Origin of the sequence: Mycobacterium sp. D16R24, from assembly GCF_002013385.1 — a bacterium.
GTDB lineage: Bacteria > Actinomycetota > Actinomycetes > Mycobacteriales > Mycobacteriaceae > Mycobacterium.
Genome location: NZ_MAEV01000039.1, coordinates 1 through 24365 on the forward strand (window position 1 = coordinate 1; position 24365 = coordinate 24365).

The following is a 24365-nucleotide window of genomic DNA, read 5'->3' on the forward strand; positions in this document are numbered from 1 at the left end:
GCTAGGGCGGTGGTGGGTTGTTGGTGATGGCCGCGATGATCTGTGCGACGGCGCGGCCGATGTCGGCGATACCTGTGGTGGCGCCGGTTTTGTAGACGATGTAGGCGGCCAACAGGAAGAACTCGGTGACCATCACGGCGGTGGTGATCGTCATGATGATCATGACGATGATGGCGGTGGTGCTCATCTTGGGCTTGGGCCACCGGGGGTCGCGCTCTTGAGGGATTTCTGACATGAGCGGGGAGGGAACCATGCAGGGGTGCAAACCCTTGCCCGCGGCGCGACAAGAGTGCCACAGCCTGCTTTTCCTAGCTCACTGCTCGTCTCGCATCTCGTGGAGAATCTCGGTCACACACTGCGCGACTCAACTGCAGCTTGCGAGGAGTCGTCCTCTGATCTTGCCGTCGCCCGGAGCGGCATCTCGGAAACGGGCAGGTAGGCGCTCCCAGGCGTCGGCTATTTGGAGGTAGGTTCGTTGATCGAAGAGCGCTGAGCTGAGGCGGAACCATTCTGGACCGTATTGCTGGGTGAGTGCTCGGTACGAGTGCGTCCTTGGGCATGCAGAAAAATGTTGTCTTACTCGGGTGTGCTGTCCGGGCCGGTTCGCCAGTGGGGGGCATTGATCTGGGCGCGTGTTTCCAGCGCGATGTCGATGTCCTCGCTGGTGCCGTGTGGCCAGTGCATGAAGAAACGCACGGTCCTTTTTAGGCGATCATCGAGTTCGATGTAGGTGCTGAATAGGTGCTTTTTCCGCTCTACTTCCTGTGGCGTCAGATAGTTGCTCAGCCATTTCTTGGCGTGTTCACGCGCCTCGTCGGCGGTGACGTCTGCTTCGACGTGATGTCGTGTGTGGTAGTCCTGCCCGTCGTGATTCTTCCCCCAAATCCCCACCATCAAGACCCCGCGTTTGGGCGGGTTCACTGATCGCCACACGCCCTTGTTGTAGGTCGCGGTATCGGTGACGGTTACCTCTTTATGCTCGTTGTCGCCGTCGTAGCCAGCATCGACGTACAGGGTGTCGGTGTAGGTGACGCGCAGTGTTCTGTTCGGCAAAATCTCGGCGGTAGTGAATTTCGCCAGGGCGCCGTCTGTGAATTCGACTATCGCGTCGGTGTACACGGTGTTCCCGTCCTCACTCATGAGGTCACGGTACGCGAGCTCGCCGACATCGTCTTGCGACGCCTGCGGCGGTTCCAGCGCCCGCTTGCCAACCTCAGGGGGCGGCGGTGGCCAGGTGCAGGGGTCAGATCGCCTTGCCACCGGGCACGCGGCCTGAAAGCCGCCCCGGATCACTTGGTTGCTCGATGGTGGCGCACGTGAGCCCTGAGCGCCTTCAACTTAGGGTCCATACATCACAGCACTGCGGCCCGGGTTCGGGTGTCCGTCTAGGCCCCTGACTGTGGCAGCGCAGACGTTAGCGGTGAAAACATGTCCACCGAGTGTTCTGGATCCTGCTGCAGACGATGTCGCCCGGCCTAGATCAGCAATTCGATGCAGGGCTCCGGGAAATAGTTCCCGCACCGTACTCGGATATCCCAGTGCCTGACCTAGAAAGCCCCCGGGCACTGGTGCCGAAACCCAGCCGCGCACCGGCGACTTCTCGCCCGCGAAGTTCTCGTCAAAATAGCGTCACCGGGCAACTATTGATCAGTACGGGACGCTTCCCTCTGCAGGTCTTTCGATGCCGCCGTATCGGCTGGAATTTCCTGTAGCTGCCCTTGGCCGCGTCAGTGCCTGGCGCGAAGTCTGCAAAAGTGCATTGCCCCCGGAAGTGCGCAGTGCACTTTGCCGTTGAGGTCGGCAAGGATCTGTTCGGCCCCGGATCACCCGGTGGCGGCGCGTTTTCATCATGACAGCCACGACTTGTGCCCGGCGGAGAACACTGCCGGGCATCGCAGGTCTCATCAGCGACGCGAGCCGATGTTGCATGCGCATCCACTATGTGTGGCGTTACGGGGTCGATCACGCCAGGCCCTCAACAGCTGTTAAGGGTCTTATCGCGGGGCCTTCTCGGGCCAGGCCTGGGGCCACTTCTGAGGCCCCTCTCGAGCGGAAATGGCCCCCTGATTTTGAAAAAAAGAATCAGTACCTGCATGTTTGATTGTTTGAAATCCGAGAAGGGGTGACCTCTTCTGAAAATTGGGGGAGAGGTGGGGGACGGGGTACGGGACATGTGTAGGCGATCGCAGGGGGCCATGCCAAGTGTTGTCTCGGCCATAATCAGGGAGCCCTACGGGATCTTTCACGACGAAAATGCCTGGCAGAGAATCTCGTTGGCTAACACACGGAGGCTGTAGTGCGCCATAGCGGGGGTACCGGATCCCTGGGCTTTCCTTGATTCGACAAGTGGAGCTTTTCAGTCTTGGCGGCGCGAGAAACCACTGTTGCGCGGGCATTGAAGCGTGGCTGTCTTTGAGCGATAGTTGAGGCCTGTTGGTAGCTGAAATTCTTTGGATCTAGAGTCCGGTCGGCGTTTGGTTTTGGTGGCAGCTCGGCGAACTCGTCGAAAGCTTGACCCCGCGCACAGCGGCTGCTTCGTGCGCCCTGGCACCCTGGTTGTGTGGATTTGGCAAAGATGGAGATACTCGTGGTTCGGCAGTGGTGCTGACGTTCATTCTGGTCTTAATCCGGTGGGCTGGGGGACAGGTCAGAGGCTTCCTCTAAGGAAGCCCCCGACCTCACATTCGAGACAGCCACCGAGTTGTTTTAGCAACTTGAGAAGATATTTGCAGCGAATCAGGAAGAGAGTCGATGCACTGTGCTGAGCTCTTTTCGAGCGGGTGTGTTTTGCGTGCCGGGAACGTGGCTGCCTGATATTGCTGGATCGATGTGGCATCGATTCGGTTCCTGATAAGGCCAATGGGCGTGTGGCGATACATGTCTCGGCATGTGTCACAGATGGATGCGAGAATGGGGTATGCATCGTCGAGAAGTTAGCCCTGAAGTCATCACGTGGGTTGTTTAGTGACTGATGGCAGATAGTAAGAAGAAGCGATCGCCGCACCGCGTGGCGGCCAAAGTAGCGCGCCGTAAGGCGCGGCGGGCCCGCCGCGAGCAGGACACCCTGGCCGTGGTTCCCGCAGGATGGGGCGCAGAGGAGCCGGTGCACGAGGATGTCCCATTCGATCCGCAGCTGCACGACATCCTCACCGCCCGCGGCTGGGTGCTCGAATACCAAGACGATAGTGCCGACAGCTATACCTGGCTACCCTCGCAGCCTGAATACGTCGGATTAGATCAAGACGCAATGCCCACCAATATCGGTGTTGCTAATCCAGAACCGGCCACACTTGATGAGATCCGCGCCGGATCCCGAGCCCCTGATTCGGGAGCGCCTTACTCCGTCGACTACGCCGGCATCGGGGACGCATCCACCTTCGCCCACCGCGACTACAACACCCGAGACGAACTACTCGCCGATCTCGCCGCAATCGAAGAACACCGCGCCCAAAGCTGAACAGGGGACCCGCGTTACGTTTTAGCTGTTCGCGCCTGCGACTAAAACTTCCACTGCGCTAGCTGCGAAAATACGGCTTCGTGCGAGACATGGCGCTATCGCGATAGCGGTCAAAAACAAGCGTGCTATAGTCATTTCAGGGGATAGTTATATCCTGAGCCATATTGAAGCCCTTCCCGGGTCGATCCGGGTGGGGCTTTTTTCATACCTGCATATTCATGAACGGGCCTTCAGAGCTGCTGCTCTGGGGGCCCGTTTGCGTGTGCGCAGCCCCCCAAAAATCCAGTGAGGAGTGGTTCATTGTCCGAGTTGTTGAATCTGCCCGCCACGGTGACGTTGGCAGTAGTCGTGGTGGTGATCGTGTTGGCGATCACCACCGTGTTTTGTGTTGCGTTACTGCGGGCGTTACCGCCTGATGTGCCGCGAATCATCGAACCGTTCTCCCAGCTCTGCACCGCTATCGTGAATTGGATGACCGGTATGCGGTTCAGGGGAAAACGAGGCCAGGGACGTGACGACCGGTCTCCGGGAGAGCAGTCGTGAAGAGCCGCCGCCGGCCCGTGATGGGAGCACAAGCCCAAGATCGGCTTATCGATCGGCTCTACTCTGCTGACCTCGCCGAGGTTTTCCCCAGTGTCTTGGAAACGATTGAACCTTTCGAGCTGCGGGTGATCGTTGAGGTCGCACGCGGAGTCCCCTACAGCGAGATCGCAGCGCAATCCGGGCTGCCCGCAGAAACCGTGCGCCACGTGTACAGCAAGGGTATGAGCCGTATGCGCCACCCCTCCCGAGCCCAGGTGCTGGTGGAGTTTCTGGACATTGACCTCAGCCGATATGTACAGGCCAATGCGGTGTTCGGCATCAAATTCGAGACAGTGAACTGCCCGACCCATGGGGAGAAGACTGTCGTTCAAGACTCTCGCCGATGCCGTGGGTGCCCGTGCGAAATCGCATACCTGCAGTTCAACACAACCCCCGGCCGCCGCCGTCGCTACTGCTCTCCCGCTTGCCGCCAAAGCGCTTATCGCAGAAGGAAAAAAGCAAAAACCGCGGCCTCACTGGCCGAGAGCGCCGCCAACTCGAACTCTGACACGAAGGAGCCCGCCGCATGACCGCTGATCCGGCTAAGGCGATTGCGTACACCCGACTGCCGCGCTGGAAAAAGTGGGTGGTGGACGCCTTGTTCAACTTCGACCGGCGCACCCTCGATGACTGGGCTTCCATGATGTCCTCACATGTGCAAAGCCCCGGCGGGCCCACCCCCATGGCCACCGCCCGCTACACCGTCCAACTCATGGCGTACGCCGAAACTCTGAGGCTGGCCACCCAAATCCTGGCCAGCCACGGCCATCCCGCTGCCCGGAGCCAACTAGCCGATGCCGCGCTGGATTTCCGCAGCGCCGAACACCTGCTGTCCCCGGCACGCGACGTTCTACTGAGAGCGGCTGGAGCCGACCGTGTCACCGACCACGACTAGCGGGATCAGAGACCCCGCCCTATCCGAAAGACTTCCGTATTTCCTTATTTCCGTATTTGTGGTGGGGGATCCTGGTGAACCCTCGGCTACGCAGCATCGCCTTCACACCGTCACCCTCGCCAAAGATGTACGCCCTGGCCAGCAGGACGTTGAACGTTTCGGAAAGGCCGGGATCGTTGTCATCGACAGGGATCGTGAGCAGGACTCCGGCACCGGCCCCGATCAGCACGCTATTGGCCACCAGCGCCGCGGTGCGTTTGTTTCCATCCTCGAAAACCTGCGCCTGCGCAAGATCCACGAACAGATCCAGGGCATTTTCCCGAACGTCGCCACTGCGTGGCGCGTCGTCAAGCAACGCTTGCAGTCCAGATGCGGTGAGAGCAGCCGGGGTGTGCCGGCCAAACGGTGTCGTCACACCAATCGCCTGCTCCTGTGTTCGCAGCTGACCCGGGTGCAGAGCACCACTACGAATGATCGTGGCGTTCACGGCCCGAACAAACTCCGCGTCGATCTCGTGACCGGCGTGATCAATCACAAACTGCGCGCTATCGCGCAGGTCTTCCAGCAACGCGAGGTCCGCACGAGACACAGCCTTGTCAGCACGTCCCGAACACAGAAAACTCTCGGTATCGAAACGCCCCACCGACAACCCGTTGAAAACCTTGCCGCAGGAGTACACAACGTCCGCAAGGTCAGCGACAACGAGCACCCCACGTGAAGAACTCAATCTCGAAGCCGAGTTCATCGCGGCAGGTGAATCCTGGTCCGAATCCGATAACAACGGCACCGCTCGTTCAGCGGGGATAGCCGCTAGCTGTGACGACACCGGGCCCGCTATGCGCGGTGTCGAGAGTGAGGCCCCACTTACGGATCCACGGCTCAGCCAACTCGGTAACGGTGTTGTGTGCGCTGCCGCGGATAGCGATTCCGACGGCGGTAGCGGTTCCATCGGCATTGCGCTTGTAAACAGGCCCACCGGAGTCTCCTCCGACGGCTTGAGCGTTGAAGGCCGCCTTGGTGGGGGTCACCTGGGTGACGTTGCCGCATTCGGGTGCGATTTTGTCCAGTGCCGAGACATAGCCGAAGTGGCACAACGTATCTCCGACTGCGACTTGGCTGGTGATGCCGGTGATAGGTCGGATTCCGATGATCCGAGGATCGGAAGGAACGGAACCGTTGAGCTTGATGAGGCCGATGTCAGCGGCATCGCCCGTCGATCCTTCGTCGATAGAAGTTACGAAGGTGCCGATGTTCTCGTAGCCGCCGGTTCCGGAATAGTGGATGTCGACTTCACCGCCTCCGTTGCAGTGACCGGCGGACAGCATGAACTGCTGACCGGTGATGTCGTGGGCGAGAAAGCCCACGGTGCAGGCCTCGACTGGATGCCCCGTAGCGTCGTAAGCGGCAAGACCGACTCCGGGGGCGATAGCCCAGGCGACAGGGATTTCATTGCCGGCATTGGCTGAAGGCGCAGTGACGAGGACGAGCGTGGCGGCCGCGCCCGCAATGGCGATAGCGTGCTTCACGGCCCCCCTTCCTATAAGTGCCCTGGTAGACACCATTTCCAGTTGATGCTACGGCAAATCATGTCGCGTCACTATGCCCATTCCGGTGCATACACGCGGGCACGGCACTACGAGGCCTCCTCTGTTTCATCTCCGCTGCAACAGTTTTGGATTCCGGCTCACGCCGGGTGGTTTATCAGAGTATTTGCTGTTGATAGTGGTGCGTTTCGTTTTCTGATTTGAAAAACGAAACGCACCAAGGTTATCGAAATCTTGGAGATGCTGATCTAAACTCAGTCAGAGAGTTGCTAGTTCGGTACCGCGTATTTTTGGGGGTCTTCCTGTGACGATTGAAAAGCCGACTGATAAGTGCGCCGATGAGGTGCTTCAGGGTGCGTGGCCTGCTTATGACGAGGATTTGTTCAAGCAGGCCGCCGATGGCCAGTTTCAGGACGCACGGATCTGGGCGGACGATGCGGCCAAGTCGTCGCATGGAGTTCGGCAGTACGCCTCCCAGGAGATGGACGGTAAGGCCGCCGAGGCCATCGAGCAGAAGATGGGCATTGACCTCGGTGAGTGCGCCGAAAACGCTACCGCACACGCCAACCTGGCCGGTTTCCTGCTGATGGGTCAGGCGGCCATCATGGCAGCGAAGTCGGCGATGAAATCCGCAGTCGCTGAGCATGTTCCTGCGCATGACGCACTGAAGATAATGATCGGCGGGCAGGGCGTTAAGGATGCCGATATGCAGAAGGCCCAGGCGCTGGTCACCACCGCGAAACAGCAGCTGGAGACGGCGATCGATGCCGTGAAGGCGGGTTGCAAGTCTCACGGTTTGACCGCACCGCCGGGCGGCACCCCCAAAATTCCTGTCCGGCCGCCAATAGACGATGCGAAGGTGGGCACCACGCCGCCGACCGGTGTTCCGGTTAAGCCGCCGCCGTTGGGTGATCCGAACAGTCCCGCGAATACGAACCCCGGTCTCACTAACCCGGGCGTGCCTTCAGGTACGGCGCCGACTGCGCCGACTGGTTCAACGCCGGCTGGTGCTGGGTCGTCGACGCCTGCTGCGACTGCGGCGCCTAGTGCGGGCGCGGCCCCGTCAACTCCTGCGGCCCCGTCAACTCCTGCGGCTCCGGCTGCTACTGCGGGTGCTGAGGCCGGTGCTCTGCCTGCTGCGCCGACGGGAGCTGGGCAAGGGCAGGGGTCTCCGATGGGTATGTCTGGTATGCCGATGGGTGCCGGTATGCCCCAAGGTGGGATGCCGCAGATGCAGCCGCCGCAGATGCCGTCGCAGACCCCGGGCGGGGATGTGGCTAAGACGATCGGTGACACGATCGGCAAGGTGGCTGGGAACAATGGCAGCCAGTTGCCGGCGGGGACCTTGGACAAGCTTCTTGAGGCACAGAAGGATCCGGCCAGCAGTGCCCCGACCGCCCCTGTTGGTGAGGGCGGCCCCAACGACGAGAAGAACCCCTTGGGCACCGAGCATAAGCCTGGGGAAAAGACTGACGGTAAGACGCAGACTGGGACTCACACGTTGGGCTCCGGCCCCAAGGGCACGGATGTTTACAGCGCGGAGAACACCAATCCGGCGTTGAACAACCCCGCCAGCGCCAAGCCGTCGCCTGCGGTGCCGACCATTTCGGCTGCCCCGTCGGGTGTTTCAGCGCCGGTCACCGAGCTGTCCAGCGATGACAACCCGCTGCCGCCGGCTAATGGGCCCGCAGGATCAGCAACGACGCTCACTGGTGCCGGGCATCATCCCGGCGGCGGCGATAGCCCGGCCACTCACACCAGTTCGAACAACAGTCCATTCACGCCGGATCCACGTAACCCCGCGGCCGCAGTTCAGCCGCCGTCAGCGCAGGGCTCCCTGAGCGCATACAGTCCTGGTGGTTTGGGGCCAGGTATGCCGATCGCGCCACCGATGGGTGCAGGCATGGGTGGCGGTATGGGTGCCGCCGCAGCACCGACCGCTCCGTCTGCGCCGCTACTTGCCGCCGGCGGCGCCCCGATGCTCGCGATGACTCCCGCAGCCGCTGCGGTGTTGCGTAGCGCCGCAGCCAACAGCGGTAAATCCGCCGATCTTGAGGACACCGGTGGTGTGCCGAGGGACCGGATCGCCGGGCTGCCCGCTGAGCACGCCGTAGCCGATATGCAGCTGGCCGGGCTCATGAAATCGTTCGCCTCCCACGGGTGGGCCGGTACCGGGATCGCGGTCGGTGTATTCCTGCTCGAGGACCCCAACCCACGCCTGAAGTATGTGGTCGCAACCTCCGACGGGCTCTCGCACCTGCCGATCGGCGTACCGGCACCAGCAGGAATTGAACTGCTGCAGCACCAGAAACTGAACCCGGGATTCGCCAGCGACTGGGGCGGGAACTGGCGCGCCGGCCTGAAACTGGCCACCTACGCGCGCAGTCATCGTAATTGCGGTGAGTTGACGTATCTGGTGTCGAACGACACCCGGGACGGGATTTTGTCGCCGGCTAAGGCGGGTACGGTCATTGAGGCGGTGCAGACTGACGCTGAGCGCACCAAACTGCTTGAGCAGGGCAGGGTTTCGGCGGCAACTATGTTGCGTACGCAGCTGCACTCCCCCGGCTTCTCTGATGAGGCTTTGGGGAAGGTTCCGGGCTGGCTGGAGGCGTTCGCCGTCCAGTGGGGCGCTGACACCGACGCCGGCATGGAATCGGCACGCGCCAGGTTGTGGGCGTTGAGGTGGGACCAGCGGCGCGGCCGCGACGGCGAGTATCCGTTCGTGTTCGTGAACTACCTGATCCTGGAAGGTATGAAGGCGCTGGCGGCCGGTCAGATCGAGGAAGCGGCGTACGTGGTGGATCAGCTTGTGGGTATCGATCATCCCACCCACCTGCAGCCAGCCTAACCCTTGTATTCACGGATGGCCTCAGCCGCCGCACCCAGTGAGTGGGCTATCTCTTCGAGGTGTCTTCTGCTTGTCTCAGTGCGTGCTGCCAGGGCGGCGTCGATCCTAGGGTCCAGGCCTGTGGGGTGGTTGGCGCCGAATTTTGCTGCTATATCAAGCATCTCGGCTTGGCCGCTGGTGAACGGTTCGCTGTTATCGATCATATTTTACCTTTCTAGTTGCCTGAAGGCAGGTTGGCTGGGTTCAGGCCTGCGGGAGCGGTGCTGCGGCTCTGGTCGATACCGGTATTGGTGTCAGCTGCCGACGGTGAACCTGTCGGCGGGGTAGGCGGCTGATCAGCCGGGGCGGGTGCTGGTGCCTGTACGGAGGCTTGCTGTGTCTGCGGGGACGCAGGTGTCCCGCCGTCGTTGAGCGCGAAGAAGCCCTGGTGTGGTCCGTCGGCCTTGGGCAGCTTGTCCAGGGTGGTCAGGCCCTGGGTTTCCGAGTAGGCCCAGGCTTGGCCGCCCTGCTCACCCAGATAGACCGCATTCTGGTTGCCCGGGCCCATGATTGCCATGCCGGGTTTGAACTGGGCTGGGTTGTCGATCTTGCGGCCAATGTCCTCCCCTGGAGGGGGCAGCTTGAACCCCGCCTCAGCGGCGGCCTGGCGAACCGTCTTATGGGCGCTGCCGTCGGTACCCGTCATGTTGTGCGCAAAATCGCGCAGCCTCGGATTATCGAACGTGAACGTCTTGCCCTTGATCTGCGTCGTGTTCGCCGCTGGAGTCCCCACCGGCGCGGTCGGGTTCCCTGCCGGTACAGGCTTACCCGGGGGGGTCGTGTTATTGATCGGGGCACCGGTGACCGGATCAACCTTCGGCTTTTCTTTCTCGTCCGCCTTGGGCTTGTCCTTGTCCTTCTCTTTGTCCTTGAGCCTGTCGAGCAAGTCCTTGTCGATGGGCTTAGGACCGCCCATGCCGTTACCGAGCCCCGGAATCTGCGGGGCTCCACCGGAACCTAGACCCGGAAGCGTCGGCAACGAAGGCATGGGCATCATGCCCATGCCCCGCAAGGCCCCCAACGCATCCTTGAGCGGATCGGGCTTGATCACCGGGGTGGGTGGTGCGGGCGGCACCGGTGCCGGCGTTGGCGCGGGCTCGGGGCGCCGCGCGGCGGGACCGGTGGTGTTCGCCGAAGGCAACCCGACGCCGTTGAGCGGCACAGTGAAGCCATCGGCAGCTGACGCCACGCCCTGGGCGGCGCGGCCCATTGCGTCGGCGGCGGACTTCATCTCCTGGGTGGAGTCCGACATCTTGGACTCATTGACGTAATTGGCGCGGAACGGAATCAGGCCCGAGGTCGAGTTGTTGATTTCGATCCGGTTGTCGGCGTTGACCTTCCGGAAAGCCTGATAGGCGTTGTTACCGGCTACAGCGCCCTGGGAGATCTGTGCGCTCACCGCCGGGAGGATGGTGGACTTCAGTTCCTCGAGCGCTTCGATACCGGGCTTGGTCTTGGCCCACAGGCTTGCAACGTATTTGTCGCCCTGCCCTATGTTGAAGGTCGCGGTGATCGATTCGTTGAGGGCGTCGAGTTTTTTGTTCAACGCGTTGAACCGATCGATCACGGGCGTGAAGTTGCTTGTCGTGATGATCTCCGGGTTGGCTGGCCACACCTTGGCGGGGGCGTATCCGAACGCGGCTTGGTTGGAACGCACCATGCCTTGATCCATACGCTCAATGACCGCATCGCGGTTTCCGTCCTCTGTGATCGGGAGGAATTGGGTGCGCGGAGGTGACGGTGGCGCATTCAAGGCCGGTGCTGCGTGACCACCTAGCGCCGTGGAGACAAAGTTGTTGAACGCCTTACGTTCCCCGGTATCGAATAGCCACAGACCAGCGTTGATCGCTAAGCCTAGTGCGGGGATGCTCATCGTGCCCGAACGCAGCAGCGCGGTTGCAGCGAAACGTGATCCAAGAATGGCGCCGCGTTTGGCCGCTTCGGCACTGGCAGCGGTCACTCCGCGTGCGAGGCTGGATTGGGCGCTCTTTTTGAAGAGCTCATTCATACTTTCACGCGCCGCCAGCGTCACCGGCTTGGAGGCGTCGGTGAGCACCTTGTTGAGCGCGGGCTGTTTGACGACTCGGTTAAGTGCTGCCGCACCGATGAATGCGGCTACCGGATCCACCGATGCACGCGCACCATTGACGAACAGCGATTTGCCGTCGATGGGAAGCGGTACCGGGGGGACCGTCTTAGCCGCACCCTGGGCGCCGCTCTTCGCGGCTGAATGGGCTTGCAGATCACCCATTTTCGGCGCCGAATGTATCGGCCGATCACTCATTAACCTATTCCCCCCAGTGCATTACTGGTAATCCGATCTGGCAGTGCCTCACAAGTTGGCAACTGTCTATAACAGCTTAGAGCAGTACGTCGATTAAATCGATGAACCAGTGGCGTTTCGTTTTTCGATTCATAGAAACGAAACGCGCAATCGAATTCAGCAAACAAATATGCCACCGGTACGCCCTGCGGTCTTTAAGGACACCGATGGCGTAGGGCCCCGTCAACTAAGCAGCGACGTGGTCGACCTTCCAGGAAACACTGGGGCCTGTCGGCGATCAGATGCCGGGCAGGCATAGAGTCGGGCCGGTGATGGTCGAAAACTTGACCGGTCTTGGGGTTGTCGCATTCTGGGTTGTTTTATTGTTGCGGCTGCCGGAAGTATTGCGGCAGAAGGAATTCCGCAACATGTATTTCAGTGTGGTTGCGCTCGGACTGTCGGTCACTTTGTATTATCGCCCTATCGCAGAGTTCTTAGCTGAGCTGTTCGGTAGCGCCCGCCCCTGCAACATCGGCATGAATCTGTGGGGGATTTTGACTTCTGGGGTGGTGGCGGCGCTGGTCGCTCGTGAACTGTGGCCCCGGGCGGTGAAAGTCGTCTACGGGCTCACCGCCGCGGGCCTGGTGGTGGTGGCGGTGATCGGACAGACGGTCAGTCAGGGCTCGATCGGGTGTGCCACCGCTTTGGATCTGCCCTGGTGGGACCCGTATTGGTGGCTGCTGTGCGGGGCGTGGATCAGTGCGATGGCCTGCGCGGTGCTGCTGTGCGTGCGCAGCATCCGGGCGGCCGCGGGAATGCCGGCGCTGACCGCAACCATGGTGTGCTTCTTGATCGGGTTCGCTTCCAGTCTGCTGTTCTGGATCGGGATCCTCAGCTTCCTGGTGCTACGGCCGCCGTGGGTCCTCTCCGCGCTACCGATTGTGCTGCTGTTTCACGTGTGGTTTCACACGCTTGGCCTGTTCATCGGTGTAGTCACCAGTGCAGGCAGCTGGGTCAATTCGGCGTTAGCGATGCGACGAAGGCTGCGGCTGCTGCGGCGACTTGAACACTTAGAGCACACCTCGCAGACATCGCGGAGGGCGCTTCACGCAGGATTGTGGCGTGACTTTGTGCGCAGCCCGCGGTTGGGGGTGTATCGAGCTGAGGTTCAGATTTTGGACAGCCTGGCCTTGATGGGCGATCAGGTGCTGGCGGCCGGCCAGGCGGGCAGCGCCGCGGCGGCCGGGATTGTGGAGTACGCCAAGTCGGCTGAATGTGCCGACGCCGAGGGAGGGATACTGTTCGACAAGCTCGAAACCTATGTGCGTGAACTGAACGAGGAGAACGGGATTCGTGGGAATCTTCACCAGCGGTAAGGCCGATGAGAACCGGTTGCAAACCATCCAGGACTTCACCGACCAGTTCACCCATGAAGGCATCGCAGCATGCGATCTACCAACTAATGCTGACTGTCTCGAGGTCGGCGCCGGGCAAGGTTCGGTCGCGCTCTGGCTGACGCAACGGTTCACCCACGGCACGGTGGTGGCCGTCGACCTCGACACCGAGGCGCTGGAGCCGTTGGCGCAAGCGCAGGCCTACCTGCAGGCGGTGAAATCAGATATCTCGATCCTGGACTATCCAGCCGAGTCCTTTGATCTGATCCACGCGCGTTTTGTGCTCAGTCACCTGGCCAACCGTGATGAGCTCGTGCGCAAGTTCGCCACCTGGCTGCGCCCGGGCGGCTATCTGGTGGTGACCGATGCCTACCAACTGCCGACCGACAGCTCCCCGCATCCCATCGTTGCGCGGGTGTTCGGCGCGTACGTGAACTATGCGCAAAGCGGAGGTATGGATCTGCAGTGGGTGCGCTCTGCCCCGTCGGTTTTCGCCCGGGCGGGTCTGGGCGATGTGGCCCACCAGGGCCGCACCACCTATCTCGGTGGCGGCGAATCAGATCGCTGGGCACCGCTGATCGCACCTTTCGCCGATGCCCTCGTGGCCGCGGGCGCCATCACCGAAGCAGACAAAACCGAGTTCTTCGATGCACTGCAGGACCCGACAGTGTTGGACATCCCGCAGATCATCATCACGGTCACCGGCCGCAAGCCCTAAAGCGCGCTGGGCGCCTCAGCCCAGCCCGAACAGTCGGCGGGTGTGCTCGACGTCCGGATCGTGCGGGCCTGTATCGGCCAGCAGCAAGTCCGCGAACGCCTCGGCTTGACGTTCCTGCTCATTAGACAGTCCGATCCTGTTGTGTGTCAGGGCTTTACGCACAGCATCGGTATCGGTGAAGATGTCACCGAAAAGCGTTTCGATCTGTCGATCGCTAATACGGCCGGCACCCTCGTGCTCAAACAGTAAGTGAGCCAGTTCGTGCGCGATCTGATGTTCCTGATAGCGCGGTGCGTCGCTCTCGCGATACAGCAGCAGATACTGGTTCGGCAGGGTTAGCAGCATTCCGGTCATACAGTCCCCGGGCCCGGAGGTCTGCCAGAACTCCAGTGGTTGGGGCAGCAGCTGGATAGCGCGGCCACTGATGTGCTCGCAGGACGCCACAAACGCCGGCAACGACCAGGGATGCGGAATTGCGCCACGTTCCTTGAGCTGCTTGTAAAGCGCCCTTGCTGCCCGCCTGTCGGCCGCACTGACACCCGAGAATGCCTTCGGGTTACTGTCCCGGGCGCTCATCAGAAGGCTCCGAGATGGGATCCAAGCCCTCGAGCTCGCGGGCGCTGTCCAGGATCGTGGCCACCCGCGCAATGGTGGCATCGCTGAGCCCGGTGGCCCGCAAGCTCAGACCCTCCACGCCGCTGTTGCGCATCGCGGCAAGAAGTTTCAGGCGCTCGGAGTTTTTCGAGTCGTTGCTGGAGTCGGTGAAATAACTCGGCTTCACCTCGAAATAGGTAGCCAGCGCAGTGATGACCCCCAACTTCGGGTCGACGACCTTGCCGGTGCGCAGCTCCCAAATGTACTGCCGGGTGAACTTCACCCCGGCGGCCTCGGTGATCTCTGCGGCCAGCTTGGCATCGGACATATCTGATTTGCCAACGCTTTCGATCAGCTGTGTGAGTTTTTCGGCGAAACTCAGCATATCCGCTCCTGTGACCTAGAACACATCCCTATTGTCGTAGAAATACGACAATTTAGATGCTAGCGTCGCCATACGACGACAGAATTCTACCCGAAAGATCGCCTCAACTGCGGGCGGGTCTGGTTTGTCGTGGCGCTAGAAGGATGCAGCTAAATGCCGTTTTCTTGGGGTTTCACCGAAGGAGGGGGTCGGTGAAACCTCAAGATTCGGCCCTGGTGCGACGCTCAGGCGGGTGTTCCAGGCGGGCGTTCGCGGACGCGTTGCCACGCAGCTCGGTATTCGTCACCAGTGATATCAAGAATTTTGCCCAGAATCGAGGCTCTTTCGTCGCTCACAAGCGACTCTCCGCGTTCGATTTTCTGCAGAGTGGTTGTGGGCATGCTGGCGGCTGCAGCCAGTTGTGGTTGCGTGAATCCGGCCAGCACTCGCCAATCGCTGGGAAAGCGCTGACCAGGTGGGATGAGGACGACCTCCTCGATGGGGTGGCCAAGTACCTTCATCGCCGCTGCGAGTTTGTCTACTTGCGGGCTCGCATGGCCGGATTCCCACCCATAGATGGTTGTCCCTGCAACCCCGGTGATCCGTGCAAGATCCGAGACGGTCATTTGGGGCTTACGCACAGCCGTGAAGCGGGCAGGTGTGAAGCCTCGAAGAACTCGTCGACTCACGACCGGTCCCGCCGCTTGCTCATGGCTATCAACCATGGGATACGCCCCCCTCTGGACATAAATACGAAGATCATAGACAAAGGTTTTATTTCGTACTATTCTACGTTGCGTGAGGTCTTTGGTCGTGGACGTACGCGCTCGGCGCGAGCCTGTGTCCTTGCGGGTTCACCGGTAGAGGGGGCCGGTGAAACTGCGGGATCGCGGCGAGCGCGTACGTGCGCGACCAAGGGTTTTTGTTGGCGCGGTTTCACGGTCAGGGGAGCTCATGAACAACACAATGGAGCTGGTGGATCCAGAAGACGACTCGGACCTGCAGGCTGCCGGACCTAAGTCGGACTCAGTCACTGCGTCCGGTCCGAGGCTGGCCCCGACCGTGAGTGCCGGACCGGTGAATGTGACTGCCTTTGGCGGTGTGCCTTTTGTAGAGGTCACCGAGTTTGTGCGGCATATGTCGGGGCGTCGGCTCGCGGGCTTCTTTCGGGAGGCATTAGCCAAGGCCGACTGCGTCATTGAGGACCCCCAGAGTGGTCATTGAGCGCTGCCGCACCGATCAGAAAGCGCCGTTTCACCACAATCTCCGGGCGTGTCGCTCTGCCGCCGTAACCGTTACGTGCCGAATACTTGCGGCATGGCTCGCCCACACAAAGGTCCGCGCAAGCAGATCAAGTCAGAAATCATTGACCCCGAGGTCAAGGCGAAGCTGCTCTCGTTCGCGAGTTACTACAGCCTTGACTTGTCGCCGTATGTGGCCGATCTAATGGCTATCCATGTCAACATGCCTGAACTTGCGGTGCATTTAAAGCCGCAAATGTTCGAGATGACACCGCCCGTTACCCCTGACGAACCCGACAACACGATCTTGGCACCTCGAGTAGCTGTGGCCGTCTACGAAGCAATTGTGCAGCGGGCCGACGCCTGCGGGCTACGGCTAGGACCGTACGTGGCCGCTGTCTGCACCTCGCATGTGCGGGGCACGGCATTACCTCAACCGCGGGAGGTGTTGCCGCTCGGAGCCTGATAACAGGCGGCGGCTTCTGTTGCCGCAGATCATGTTTCAGAGCCGGAACTGGCACGAAAAAGAAACCCCCCTAGCCGATTAGCTAAGAGGGTTTTTGTGAATGAAGTTGCCGCTTCGTTCACGGACGTTCCGGACCATTCACGAGATTCCAGTTCTTGACAGGGACCCAGGGCTCTCGGTTCATGAAAGGCACCTTCAACGTACGGGTTTGAGAGTACCCCGAATCTGATACAGGCAGCAATAGCTGACGCGTCTCGGCAGCTTGACGTGTCGGTAACGATTCGGGGTCAACGCCGGCCAAAGCCGCGCCTACGTGGGTCTTCCAAGGAACGCCCACGCCGAGGTACGGCATATGTCCACAAGGAAAAAGCCCAGAAACGGCGTACCACGCGTCCGGGCTCTGGCGTTGCTGCCATCGCGGGCCGCTCGCATTTGCGGGGCGCAGATCCCGACGGCCAGCTACAGCTAGACCTGCCGGCCCTTGCCGTCGTCGGGCTCACATTCCCGACCTACATCGCCCGCCTGGCGCTGGCGTGCGGCAGGGACGCCCACGCCGGTGTACCGCTGTGGAACGGCGCCCAACACTGGGCACGCATCTCAGTCCCGGCCGCATATGCGTTGCGCTACAAGGAAATTTGCGCATCCGGCGCGATCGGGCAGTGGGACCGCATCACCGTCGATCGCCTCGTGCGGGTAGCCGACGCTCGTGCGTTCTTTGCCGAAGGACGCACCGGGCGGCACTGCCGGCCGACCAACGAAACACTGGCCGGCGTCAGCGGCGAGCACCCGCGCATCGTGCAGCGGGCAAGCCGCATCCTCAAAGCCCTCGGATGCGCTACCGAGGTCATGCGTGGACGCCAGCGGACCAAGGCTGAGCGGTTGGCGTCCTGGCGGATGGGGGACCGCTCGCGCGGCTGGGCCTCGGTGTGGGCGCTGCACCCGCCGATCCCGGTTGTGGATAACTCCCGCGATGAAAACGGCTTGTGGGACCCGGTTTCGCCGATTCTGTCGCCCCATCCCCGTAGGGGGTCTATTTCTGGTGATTCTGTTTCTTTTAGTTCTTTATCACCTACCGAAAACGCTCCACAGGAGCGTGCGGGCCACGGCCCGCCCAACAAAGGCGGCGCTACGCGCCACTCTACGGAAACACGAAAGGCTAAACGATCGAGATTTTGGCCAGTTGACGAGAAAGGCCGGTTATTGGCTGTCAGGTGGCTTGCTACCGGCCAAACACCCGCGTGGGCAGGCCGTTTCACTCCCCGAGGTTGGGCGAAGCTCCTAGCGGCTCCTGCTGCGGCGGGCTGGACCCCCGAGGACATCAACACCATGATCCGTGAATGGGCCAGCGTTGGCGGCAACTACCTACCGCCTGAGCCTTATCGTCCGCATGGCCTGCTCGGTGCGATCTTCAAATGGCAAGGCGATCTGGCCAATCGGCCCGCAGCGCACGCCCAAGCGCAGGCCGCCGAGCAACGTGCGGCTGAAGCGGCGCATATCGAGGCCCGCCGCGCCGCGGCCTCAGCCGCGAGGCCAGCCACCGCTGAGCATCGGGCCGCGCTGCGTACCGGTTGGCGACAAATGGGTCGCCCGTGACGCCCAGCGGTTGTAGGTTCGGTCGTCAGAGCCAGCCCATCGCGGTGGGTGTGGAAGTGAGCCGCAGGATTACTCGCCGGACGACGAGGCCTGCGGCTCACGCCATAGCTGACGTGCCAGCAGCCCCATTCGACACAACCAGGGTCAGGGTAAGGCGGGCGGCCGTGCGGCGTCCGCTCCACCTGTCTTACTCGTAAAGTCAGTGTGTACGCATATCAGTATTTACTGCAATAGAGCGACAGTGTCAGATGTGCTCAGTGGCGCCAAGGTCATGAAGTCGCCAACGGCCTAAGTAGGTACGAAGGCGGCGCGGAATTAGACACACACGTATACGGATGTACGCAAATACGGATTTACGGATTTGATTGGGGGCGCTCTGCCAGTATTGCGCGTACGCTGCTGCGGTTTTGCGCCCAGTCCCGCAGGTCATGGCTGATGGAGTTCAGCAGCGGCAGAAGCACCCGATCATGTAGGTGAGTGACATCGATGTAGAGCAGGGAATCCATATGCGAAACCTTGTTACGGAGTTTTCGCAGGTCACGAACCTTGTTCCCGGTGCCATAGCCTCTCGGGTCGTTCGCTGCGTTGGGAAACCCGCGATGTAGACACTGACGCCATAGATCGCGGCGTGCTTGCAAATTGCCGAGATCCTGAACTGGGTTCCCCCGGCCGTCGACCCAGCGGGCGTCGAATTTCTCCGGCAGCATCCGTGCCCAGGTCCCGAACATAATGTGCGCGACTAGATCATCGTGATTCGGTGCATCACCTCGTCGTGGATGTCCGTGCATACGTTCCTTCTGTGAAAGGTCCGCCGCCCCGTACAGCCGGTGGCGCGTAGTCGAGAACACCTCGGCTACAGACAGATAAGGAAGAGCCGCGACATGATCGATCCATTCCTCAGCGCCGCAGTGAGTCACCGACCATGCCCGCAGCTCGATATCGATCGCATGCCTCACCGCCACTTCGGCGATACCTAGCAGCTCCTGAAGTGCCGACGTCAGTTCGATGTTCCACTCGTAGAGCGCCAGCGCGTCAGCGTCAGAACCACCCGCGCCGCGGTAATGGCTCAGCCGCGCACGATGAAGGTGCTTGAGAACCACGCCAGGCACAGTCATGGTTGGTCACTGTGCCACAGAAACAGAGAAGCCCCTCGGGACCTGCCCGAGAGGCTTCTTCACAAACAACCAGACGAAGCTGATTGCATCGTGAGAACAGATTAGCACAATTCCGCAGGGCTGCGGAAACCTGCGGAATTGCCAGCTCGCAGCGATTATCCGTATATCAGTATCTACGCGTGTACGTATCTACGTACGTTCTGAAAGCGCCTGCGTAATTGCCTCGGCCAGCGCTTTGTCTGCGAGCAGCCGGTCGACGAGGGCGGAAAACACCTCCTGGCCGGTCACCCTGGCCAAGCCCAGTCGCTCCGCAGTATCGCCTTGCCACACGTCCAAAGCTCGGTGCTGAGTCGGAGTGAGATCAACAGTGCGCCGCACATTCTTCTGCCGCACTACCGCTGCCGGCGCAGAAGGAGTCTCATCAACAGCCGCAGTGGCCGGAGCCGCAGGCTTCGGCGCCTTCCGAATCCGTTCCGCGTTCGCCTTAATCTTGTCCGCCGCCGTGCTCATCAGTCTGACCTCCTATTTTATCACACAGTATATACGCATATACGGAGATCAGTTAGTACGGATTACTCCGCGTCCGGAGCCAATAGCTCAGCCACAATTTCCCCGTATGCCGTATCCGCGGCATCGACTATGGGCGATCCGTAAGCCTGAGCGAACCGCTCTAGTCTCGCCACAGTCGGGCCCAGAACCCGCACGCCATCACCGGCTACCAACTCGCGATAAGCCGTCGTCGACGCGGCATTGGACACCGTTCGCGTGAACACCACGCACAAAGCCGGCGGCGTGTCATCAACCAGCGCAGTCGAATCTTCAACCAACTCGCGGATCGCTGGTAGTCGCGCGTACTCCATCCCTGTGGGGGCCATGGGCACCACAACATGTGTCGCCAGTCGAATCGCTGAACCAACCACGCCGCGCCGCTCCTTCATCGGGGGAGTGTCGATCACTACGGCGTCGTACCGATCACCTGCGATGCCTGGCAGTTTCCGATGCAAATCCGTCACCGGCAGACCGATAACAGGAACGCTCCAACCGCCGGCCTCCGACCACGACAGCAGCGACTCATTTTCGCCATCTGCATCAACACCCAGTACCGACAAACCCGCCTCAGCCAGAGCGTGCAGCATGAACGCCGCAGTCGTTGTCTTCGTCGAGCCGCCTTTGAGATTTGCCACCACGATTGTCAAGCCAGAAGAACCCACCATTGCATCCTCTCCGTATATACGGATATGAGCTATTCAGTAACTCAGCATAGAGCCATATGAGGCAAAATGCGCAACTACTGATATACGTATATCCGCATCTACTCAATCTGGGTCTAGCTCGATCAATTGGCGAGCGGCAGGTAGGGGGCTGGCGCGCCAGCCCCCTACCTCCTCCAGTCCGTAGGTTTATAGGTACGTCCCGGTGGGCATCGTCGGGCGGTACCTGCCGCTGGAGATCTGCGTTTGCAAGGCAGCGGTTGATAAGGGGTAGGGGTGCAGCACTGCGCGGCGCACGATTTCGCGGATGTCGGCTCCGCTGGTCTGCGGTGGTAGGGATGCTGCTACGGCGTCTATGTCAATGTCCGCAGACCCAGGGACGCTGTGTAGGAGCGATCTGAATATCTGTCGGGCAACAGTGGCCGATGGATAGGGCACTTCGATGATCGAGTCGAATCGGGCGGCCCTGATTGCCGCGGAATCCAGGGTGGTGACATCATTTGTGGTTGCCATAACCAGCAGAGGTGCGTCGGGGTGGCTGTCGAGGGCGGCCAGGAACTCCGACAGGGCCATCGGGCGGCTTCCGATGCCACCGCGACGGCCCACAATCAGGTCGACGTCCTCGATGATCACCAGCGCTGGCCCCAACTGTATGCATTCGGTGAACACGTTGGACAACAGCGATGCACCGCAGGCGGCATCGTGTTGACCGTCTCTCGGGATGACGACCATGGGGTGTTGTGCCGTCGTTGATCCTGCCGATGTGGTGGTCGGTGTGGGGGTGGGTTTGATCTTGGTGGTCTGCACCGTCAGTGTGTCGAGGAACTGATGGGTGCACGGCGCCCCCGCTGAATTTCCTGGCAGAGATCTCGGGGGCACCGTGCGTAGTGCGAAAGGCACTGATGGTCACCGTAGAGGTCGATCCTGAGCGCGTCGAGTCCCAGCTGGCTGCTGGGGAGGTGTCGTGTCCGTCGTGCCCGGATGGGGTGTTGGTCCGGTGGGGTTTCGCTCGCGTTCGCCGTGTCGTCGGGTCGGTCGAGCCGGTGCGGCCGCGGCGGTCTCGGTGCCGCGGGTGCGCGGTGACCCATGTGTTGTTGCCGGTGACGTTGCTGCTGCGCAGGGCTTATGTCGCGGAGCTGATCTGGGCGGCGGTGGTGGCCAAGGCGGCCGGTGCCGGGCATCGGGTGATCGGGGCGCGGTTGGGGATTCCAGCGGGCACGGTCCGCGGATGGCTGCGGGTGCTCACCGGCCGAGTGCAGGTGGTGCGGCACTGGTTCATCTCGGTCGCGGTCACCGCGGGGGTCGACGTGTCGATACCGAGGGCGTCGGGGTCGGGGTGCGGGGACGTGCTGGCCGCGGTCGGCGCGGCGCGGGAGGCGATCACGGCACGTTTCGGAGGTGAGTCGGTCATCGGCGCGGTGACCTCGGCCCGGGTCGCTGCCGCGTGCAGCGGCGCTCGGCTCCTGTCACCGGGATGGCCGCCGGCGCCGAAGCCAGCTCGCCCAACACCACTTGGCCCTGACGTTGCGGCCGCCGATGGGTCATTGTCGCGGGGATGACTGCCCGGCAACGGGTTTGGGTGGCATCGCCGAGACAGGAGTGGGTGTCATCAATACCGAGGATGAGAAGCGGCGCGAGAGAAGTCACGCGGTGGGGTTGTTCCGCTACCAGTTGATCTGCCCGGCGTTGGACAAGGATCTGTCGACGAAGGCCCGTGGCCGGCTGGTTCGCGAGATCGCTGCCAAGGAGCACACCGATCCGTTCGGGGCTCGGGTGAGCTATTCGCGCGACACTTTGGATCGGTGGATACGGCGCTACCGGGCCGGTGGGTTCGCCGAGCTGATCCCCTCGATGCGAACGATGTCGCCGCGCACCGATGCCGCGACGTTGGAGTTGGCGGCGGCGCTCAAGCGGGAGAATCCGGCGCGGACCGCCGCGCAGGTGGCCCGCATTCTGCGGTCCTCGGCGGGGTGGGCGCCCTCGGAGTCGACGCTGCTGCGGTTGTTTCACCGGTGCGAGTTGATCGGCCCGGCCGCTGGGGACACCCCGGCGGTGTTCGGGCGGTTTGAGGCCGAGAACCCCAATGACCGTTGGGTCGGGGATGCCTTGCACGGCCCCAGGATTGGTGGCCGCAAGACGTATTTGTTCGCGTTCCTCGACGATCATTCCCGGCTGATCTGCGGCTACCGGTTCGGATTCTCCGAGGACACCGTCCGGTTGGGGGTGGCGTTGGAGCCGGCGTTGGCCGCCCGCGGAGTCCCGGCCAGCGTGTATGTCGACAACGGATCGGCCTACGTCGATGCCTGGCTGCTGCGGGCCTGCGCGAAGCTCGGCATCCGCTTGATACATTCGACCCCGCACCGACCCCAGGGTCGCGGGAAGATCGAACGGTTCTTCCGGACCGTGCGTGAGCAGTTCCTCGTCGAGGTCACCGACACCACCGCCGAAGATATGGTCGCTGCCGGCACCGATCACCGTGCCGCGCTGCTGGCGCTCAACGGGTTGTTGACCGCGTGGATCGAAACCGAGTACCACCGCCGGATCCACACCGAGACCGGCCAATCCCCGCTCGAGCGCTGGGACGACGGCTGGACTCGGCTGGGGCGAACCGCGGCGATGCCGACCTCCGATGATCTGACCGAGGCGTTCCTGTGGTCGGAGTACCGCATGGTCACCAAGACCGCGACGGTGTCATTGCATGGCAACACCTTCGAAGTCGACGCGGCGTTGGTGGGCCGCAAGGTCGAGTTGGTGTTCTCACCGTTCGACATGGAGACCGTCGAGGTCAGATACCAGAACACGAGTCACGGCAAAGCTCTGCCGCACAACATCACCCGCCACGTTCATCCGAAGGCCCGACCCGAGATACCGGAGCCACCGACGCCGACGCCGACGGGGATCGACTACCTGGATCTGACCGAGCGGACCCATCATCAGCAGCTCCGCGCCGATCGACGAATCGGCTACGACGCCCTCTTCGGCGACACCGCCGAACAGGGCCAGATCCCCGGGCAGCTCAGCATCGACGACGTCACCAACGTCAAGGACCTCACCCATCGGAACGGAACATCGGCATGAGTATCCAACGCCTGCAACAATATTACGGTTTCACCCGCATGCCGTTCGGGCGCGGGCTTGCCCCAGCGATGCTGCACCGCCACCCCGGACACGCCGAAGCGGTCGCCCGCATCACCTGGTGTGTGGATCAACACGCCATCGGGGTCATCACCGGGGAGGTCGGCGCCGGCAAGACCGTCGCGATCCGCGCCGCGACTGCCGGTCTGGACCCAGCGCGGCACGTCATCATCTACCTGCCCAACCCCTCGGTCGGGGTGCGGGGAATGCTGCATCACATCGTCACCGCACTGGGACGGGTCCCCAATTTCTACACCGCGACCCTGGCCCCGCAAGCCGCCGACGCCCTGGCCGCCGAACACGCCGAACGCGGCCGCACCCCGGTCGTGGTCATCGACGAGGCCCACCTGCTCGACAACGCGCAGATGGAAGCGATCCGGATGCTCACCAATCACGACATGGATTCCGGGGCGCCGTTCGCCGCACTACTGGTCGGGCAACCCACCTTGCGGCAGCGACTGCGTCTCGGTGTCCTGGCCGCACTCGATCAACGCATCGCGGTCCGCTACGCGATAGCCGGTATGCAGCCGGCCGACACCGCTGACTACATCGCCCATCATGCCAAGATCGCCGGCCGCACCGATCCCTTGTTCTCAGGTGATGCGATCACGTTGATCCACAACGCCGCCCGCGGCTACCCGCGGGCGGTGAACAACCTCGCGGTGCACGCCCTGACCGCGGCGTTCGCCGCGAAGTCCGCGATCGTCGACGAGAAGTCCGCCCGCATCGCCGTCACCGAAAGTGGCCACGACTGAATCACTGACCACGCGACGTCAACACACCGACGACGCCGTCATCACACCGACGAAGACCCTGCCCGCTACGCGGACAGGGTCTTCGTCACATCAGAACCATCCGCACCGACCATGACGGCAACGTCTGCATCCTCAGTGACGGTCAACA

General features: G+C 61.9%; 26 protein-coding genes. 13 read left to right on the forward strand and 13 right to left on the reverse strand.

Features of this window, described 5'->3' with window-relative positions:
- Nucleotide 1 precedes the first annotated feature (1 nt).
- Complete coding sequence (locus B4383_RS24490; protein ID WP_064628417.1) at nucleotides 2–235, reverse strand: hypothetical protein; 234 nt, start codon at nucleotides 233–235, stop codon at nucleotides 2–4.
- Nucleotides 236–576: 341 nt separating this feature from the next.
- Nucleotides 577–1140, reverse strand: a complete 564-nt coding sequence (locus B4383_RS24495; RefSeq protein WP_232785212.1) for a hypothetical protein — start codon at nucleotides 1138–1140, stop codon at nucleotides 577–579.
- Nucleotides 1141–2971: 1831 nt separating this feature from the next.
- Here B4383_RS24495 and B4383_RS24500 point away from each other — a divergent pair.
- The 4 genes from B4383_RS24500 to B4383_RS24515 all read left to right on the forward strand — a co-directional run bounded on the left by B4383_RS24500 (nucleotide 2972) and on the right by B4383_RS24515 (nucleotide 4934).
- Nucleotides 2972–3457, forward strand: coding sequence for a hypothetical protein (locus tag B4383_RS24500; RefSeq protein WP_074252043.1), 486 nt, complete (start codon nucleotides 2972–2974; stop codon nucleotides 3455–3457).
- Between the two features lie 300 nt (nucleotides 3458–3757).
- Nucleotides 3758–4000 carry a hypothetical protein gene (locus B4383_RS24505; RefSeq protein WP_064628418.1) on the forward strand — a complete coding sequence of 81 codons (243 nt, stop codon included), beginning with the start codon at nucleotides 3758–3760 and terminating at the stop codon, nucleotides 3998–4000.
- A complete protein-coding gene (locus B4383_RS24510) occupies nucleotides 3997–4569 on the forward strand; it encodes a CGNR zinc finger domain-containing protein (RefSeq protein ID WP_064628396.1) in 573 nt (190 codons plus the stop codon). Before B4383_RS24505 ends, B4383_RS24510 begins: the two co-directional genes overlap by 4 nt.
- Nucleotides 4566–4934 carry a hypothetical protein gene (locus B4383_RS24515; protein WP_064628397.1) on the forward strand — a complete coding sequence of 123 codons (369 nt, stop codon included), beginning with the start codon at nucleotides 4566–4568 and terminating at the stop codon, nucleotides 4932–4934. Before B4383_RS24510 ends, B4383_RS24515 begins: the two co-directional genes overlap by 4 nt.
- Nucleotides 4935–4953: 19 nt before the next feature.
- On the opposite strand, the gene B4383_RS24520 is transcribed toward B4383_RS24515, so the two are convergent.
- Together B4383_RS24520 and B4383_RS24525 are read right to left on the reverse strand one after the other, a co-directional pair.
- The gene (locus B4383_RS24520) at nucleotides 4954–5661 is read right to left on the reverse strand and encodes a Fic family protein (RefSeq protein WP_232783768.1); all 708 of its coding nucleotides are present in this window, start codon (nucleotides 5659–5661) and stop codon (nucleotides 4954–4956) included.
- Nucleotides 5662–5728: 67 nt separating this feature from the next.
- On the reverse strand, nucleotides 5729–6460 hold the full coding sequence (locus B4383_RS24525) for a S1 family peptidase (RefSeq protein ID WP_232783769.1): 732 nt from the start codon (nucleotides 6458–6460) through the stop codon (nucleotides 5729–5731).
- A 322-nt stretch (nucleotides 6461–6782) separates the two neighbouring features.
- Here B4383_RS24525 and B4383_RS24530 point away from each other — a divergent pair, with 322 nt between their 5' ends.
- The gene (locus B4383_RS24530; protein WP_064628399.1) at nucleotides 6783–9329 is read left to right on the forward strand and encodes a hypothetical protein; all 2547 of its coding nucleotides are present in this window, start codon (nucleotides 6783–6785) and stop codon (nucleotides 9327–9329) included.
- On the opposite strand, the gene B4383_RS24535 is transcribed toward B4383_RS24530, so the two are convergent.
- Nucleotides 9326–9532 carry a hypothetical protein gene (locus B4383_RS24535; protein WP_064628400.1) on the reverse strand — a complete coding sequence of 69 codons (207 nt, stop codon included), beginning with the start codon at nucleotides 9530–9532 and terminating at the stop codon, nucleotides 9326–9328. The two genes, B4383_RS24530 and B4383_RS24535, sit on opposite strands and share 4 nt — an antisense overlap.
- 11 nt (nucleotides 9533–9543) lie before the next feature.
- A complete protein-coding gene (locus B4383_RS24540; protein WP_064628401.1) occupies nucleotides 9544–11619 on the reverse strand; it encodes a hypothetical protein in 2076 nt (691 codons plus the stop codon).
- Between the two features lie 341 nt (nucleotides 11620–11960).
- On the opposite strand from B4383_RS24540, the gene B4383_RS24545 reads away from it, so the two are divergent.
- Together B4383_RS24545 and B4383_RS24550 are read left to right on the forward strand one after the other, a co-directional pair.
- Nucleotides 11961–13007 (forward strand): hypothetical protein, encoded by a 1047-nt coding sequence (locus tag B4383_RS24545; RefSeq protein ID WP_064628402.1) that lies wholly within the window; start codon nucleotides 11961–11963, stop codon nucleotides 13005–13007.
- Nucleotides 12985–13743 carry a class I SAM-dependent methyltransferase gene (locus B4383_RS24550; protein WP_064628403.1) on the forward strand — a complete coding sequence of 253 codons (759 nt, stop codon included), beginning with the start codon at nucleotides 12985–12987 and terminating at the stop codon, nucleotides 13741–13743. The genes B4383_RS24545 and B4383_RS24550 overlap by 23 nt, the downstream gene beginning before the upstream one ends.
- A 15-nt stretch (nucleotides 13744–13758) precedes the next feature.
- On the opposite strand, the gene B4383_RS24555 is transcribed toward B4383_RS24550, so the two are convergent.
- From B4383_RS24555 to B4383_RS24565, 3 genes are all read right to left on the reverse strand, one after another.
- A complete protein-coding gene (locus B4383_RS24555) occupies nucleotides 13759–14319 on the reverse strand; it encodes an ImmA/IrrE family metallo-endopeptidase (RefSeq protein WP_064628404.1) in 561 nt (186 codons plus the stop codon).
- Nucleotides 14300–14722 (reverse strand): hypothetical protein, encoded by a 423-nt coding sequence (locus tag B4383_RS24560; RefSeq protein WP_064628405.1) that lies wholly within the window; start codon nucleotides 14720–14722, stop codon nucleotides 14300–14302. The genes B4383_RS24555 and B4383_RS24560 overlap by 20 nt, the downstream gene beginning before the upstream one ends.
- A gap of 224 nt (nucleotides 14723–14946) precedes the next feature.
- Nucleotides 14947–15426 (reverse strand): helix-turn-helix transcriptional regulator, encoded by a 480-nt coding sequence (locus B4383_RS24565; protein ID WP_232783770.1) that lies wholly within the window; start codon nucleotides 15424–15426, stop codon nucleotides 14947–14949.
- Nucleotides 15427–15655: 229 nt separating this feature from the next.
- Here B4383_RS24565 and B4383_RS24570 point away from each other — a divergent pair, with 229 nt between their 5' ends.
- The 3 genes from B4383_RS24570 (at nucleotide 15656) to B4383_RS24580 (ending at nucleotide 18001) form a co-directional block, all read left to right on the forward strand.
- Complete coding sequence (locus B4383_RS24570; protein ID WP_064628406.1) at nucleotides 15656–15925, forward strand: hypothetical protein; 270 nt, start codon at nucleotides 15656–15658, stop codon at nucleotides 15923–15925.
- 93 nt (nucleotides 15926–16018) lie between these two features.
- Nucleotides 16019–16408, forward strand: coding sequence for a hypothetical protein (locus B4383_RS24575; RefSeq protein WP_064628407.1), 390 nt, complete (start codon nucleotides 16019–16021; stop codon nucleotides 16406–16408).
- Nucleotides 16409–16840: 432 nt separating this feature from the next.
- Nucleotides 16841–18001 carry a repa gene (locus tag B4383_RS24580; RefSeq protein ID WP_109548413.1) on the forward strand — a complete coding sequence of 387 codons (1161 nt, stop codon included), beginning with the start codon at nucleotides 16841–16843 and terminating at the stop codon, nucleotides 17999–18001.
- A 353-nt stretch (nucleotides 18002–18354) separates the two neighbouring features.
- On the opposite strand, the gene B4383_RS24585 is transcribed toward B4383_RS24580, so the two are convergent.
- The 4 genes from B4383_RS24585 to B4383_RS24600 all read right to left on the reverse strand — a co-directional run bounded on the left by B4383_RS24585 (nucleotide 18355) and on the right by B4383_RS24600 (nucleotide 21227).
- Nucleotides 18355–19116, reverse strand: coding sequence for a hypothetical protein (locus B4383_RS24585; protein WP_052544341.1), 762 nt, complete (start codon nucleotides 19114–19116; stop codon nucleotides 18355–18357).
- A 189-nt stretch (nucleotides 19117–19305) separates the two neighbouring features.
- Nucleotides 19306–19626 carry a hypothetical protein gene (locus B4383_RS27315; protein WP_064628409.1) on the reverse strand — a complete coding sequence of 107 codons (321 nt, stop codon included), beginning with the start codon at nucleotides 19624–19626 and terminating at the stop codon, nucleotides 19306–19308.
- 62 nt (nucleotides 19627–19688) lie between these two features.
- Complete coding sequence (locus B4383_RS24595; RefSeq protein ID WP_052544339.1) at nucleotides 19689–20330, reverse strand: ParA family protein; 642 nt, start codon at nucleotides 20328–20330, stop codon at nucleotides 19689–19691.
- Between the two features lie 186 nt (nucleotides 20331–20516).
- Nucleotides 20517–21227, reverse strand: a complete 711-nt coding sequence (locus B4383_RS24600; protein WP_286154569.1) for an ATP-binding protein — start codon at nucleotides 21225–21227, stop codon at nucleotides 20517–20519.
- Between the two features lie 2 nt (nucleotides 21228–21229).
- Here B4383_RS24600 and B4383_RS24605 point away from each other — a divergent pair, with 2 nt between their 5' ends.
- From B4383_RS24605 to B4383_RS24615, 3 genes are read left to right on the forward strand one after another with little or no spacing between them, the layout of a single operon-like run.
- Entirely contained in the window at nucleotides 21230–21886 is a 657-nt protein-coding gene (locus B4383_RS24605) for a hypothetical protein (protein WP_078294676.1), read from the forward strand.
- A gap of 40 nt (nucleotides 21887–21926) precedes the next feature.
- Nucleotides 21927–23405: a DDE-type integrase/transposase/recombinase gene (locus tag B4383_RS24610; RefSeq protein ID WP_286150787.1), complete on the forward strand. Its 1479-nt coding sequence runs from the start codon at nucleotides 21927–21929 to the stop codon at nucleotides 23403–23405.
- Entirely contained in the window at nucleotides 23402–24217 is an 816-nt protein-coding gene (locus tag B4383_RS24615) for an AAA family ATPase (protein WP_078294674.1), read from the forward strand. The genes B4383_RS24610 and B4383_RS24615 overlap by 4 nt, the downstream gene beginning before the upstream one ends.
- Nucleotides 24218–24365: the final 148 nt, after the last annotated feature.

What these genes read in the sequence shown, in the direction of transcription:
- B4383_RS24490 (WP_064628417.1), bottom strand. Translation starts at nt 235, where the DNA reads ATGTCAGAAATCCCTCAAGAGCGCGACCCCCGGTGGCCCAAGCCCAAG.
- B4383_RS24495 (WP_232785212.1), bottom strand. Translation starts at nt 1,140, where the DNA reads ATGAGTGAGGACGGGAACACCGTGTACACCGACGCGATAGTCGAATTC.
- B4383_RS24500 (WP_074252043.1), top strand. Translation starts at nt 2,972, where the DNA reads ATGGCAGATAGTAAGAAGAAGCGATCGCCGCACCGCGTGGCGGCCAAA.
- B4383_RS24515 (WP_064628397.1), top strand. Translation starts at nt 4,566, where the DNA reads ATGACCGCTGATCCGGCTAAGGCGATTGCGTACACCCGACTGCCGCGC.
- B4383_RS24535 (WP_064628400.1), bottom strand. Translation starts at nt 9,532, where the DNA reads ATGATCGATAACAGCGAACCGTTCACCAGCGGCCAAGCCGAGATGCTT.
- B4383_RS24540 (WP_064628401.1), bottom strand. Translation starts at nt 11,619, where the DNA reads ATGGGTGATCTGCAAGCCCATTCAGCCGCGAAGAGCGGCGCCCAGGGT.
- B4383_RS24555 (WP_064628404.1), bottom strand. Translation starts at nt 14,319, where the DNA reads ATGAGCGCCCGGGACAGTAACCCGAAGGCATTCTCGGGTGTCAGTGCG.
- B4383_RS24560 (WP_064628405.1), bottom strand. Translation starts at nt 14,722, where the DNA reads ATGCTGAGTTTCGCCGAAAAACTCACACAGCTGATCGAAAGCGTTGGC.
- B4383_RS24565 (WP_232783770.1), bottom strand. Translation starts at nt 15,426, where the DNA reads ATGGTTGATAGCCATGAGCAAGCGGCGGGACCGGTCGTGAGTCGACGA.
- B4383_RS24570 (WP_064628406.1), top strand. Translation starts at nt 15,656, where the DNA reads ATGAACAACACAATGGAGCTGGTGGATCCAGAAGACGACTCGGACCTG.
- B4383_RS24575 (WP_064628407.1), top strand. Translation starts at nt 16,019, where the DNA reads ATGGCTCGCCCACACAAAGGTCCGCGCAAGCAGATCAAGTCAGAAATC.
- B4383_RS24585 (WP_052544341.1), bottom strand. Translation starts at nt 19,116, where the DNA reads ATGACTGTGCCTGGCGTGGTTCTCAAGCACCTTCATCGTGCGCGGCTG.
- B4383_RS27315 (WP_064628409.1), bottom strand. Translation starts at nt 19,626, where the DNA reads ATGAGCACGGCGGCGGACAAGATTAAGGCGAACGCGGAACGGATTCGG.
- B4383_RS24595 (WP_052544339.1), bottom strand. Translation starts at nt 20,330, where the DNA reads ATGGTGGGTTCTTCTGGCTTGACAATCGTGGTGGCAAATCTCAAAGGC.
- B4383_RS24605 (WP_078294676.1), top strand. Translation starts at nt 21,230, where the DNA reads ATGGTCACCGTAGAGGTCGATCCTGAGCGCGTCGAGTCCCAGCTGGCT.
- B4383_RS24615 (WP_078294674.1), top strand. Translation starts at nt 23,402, where the DNA reads ATGAGTATCCAACGCCTGCAACAATATTACGGTTTCACCCGCATGCCG.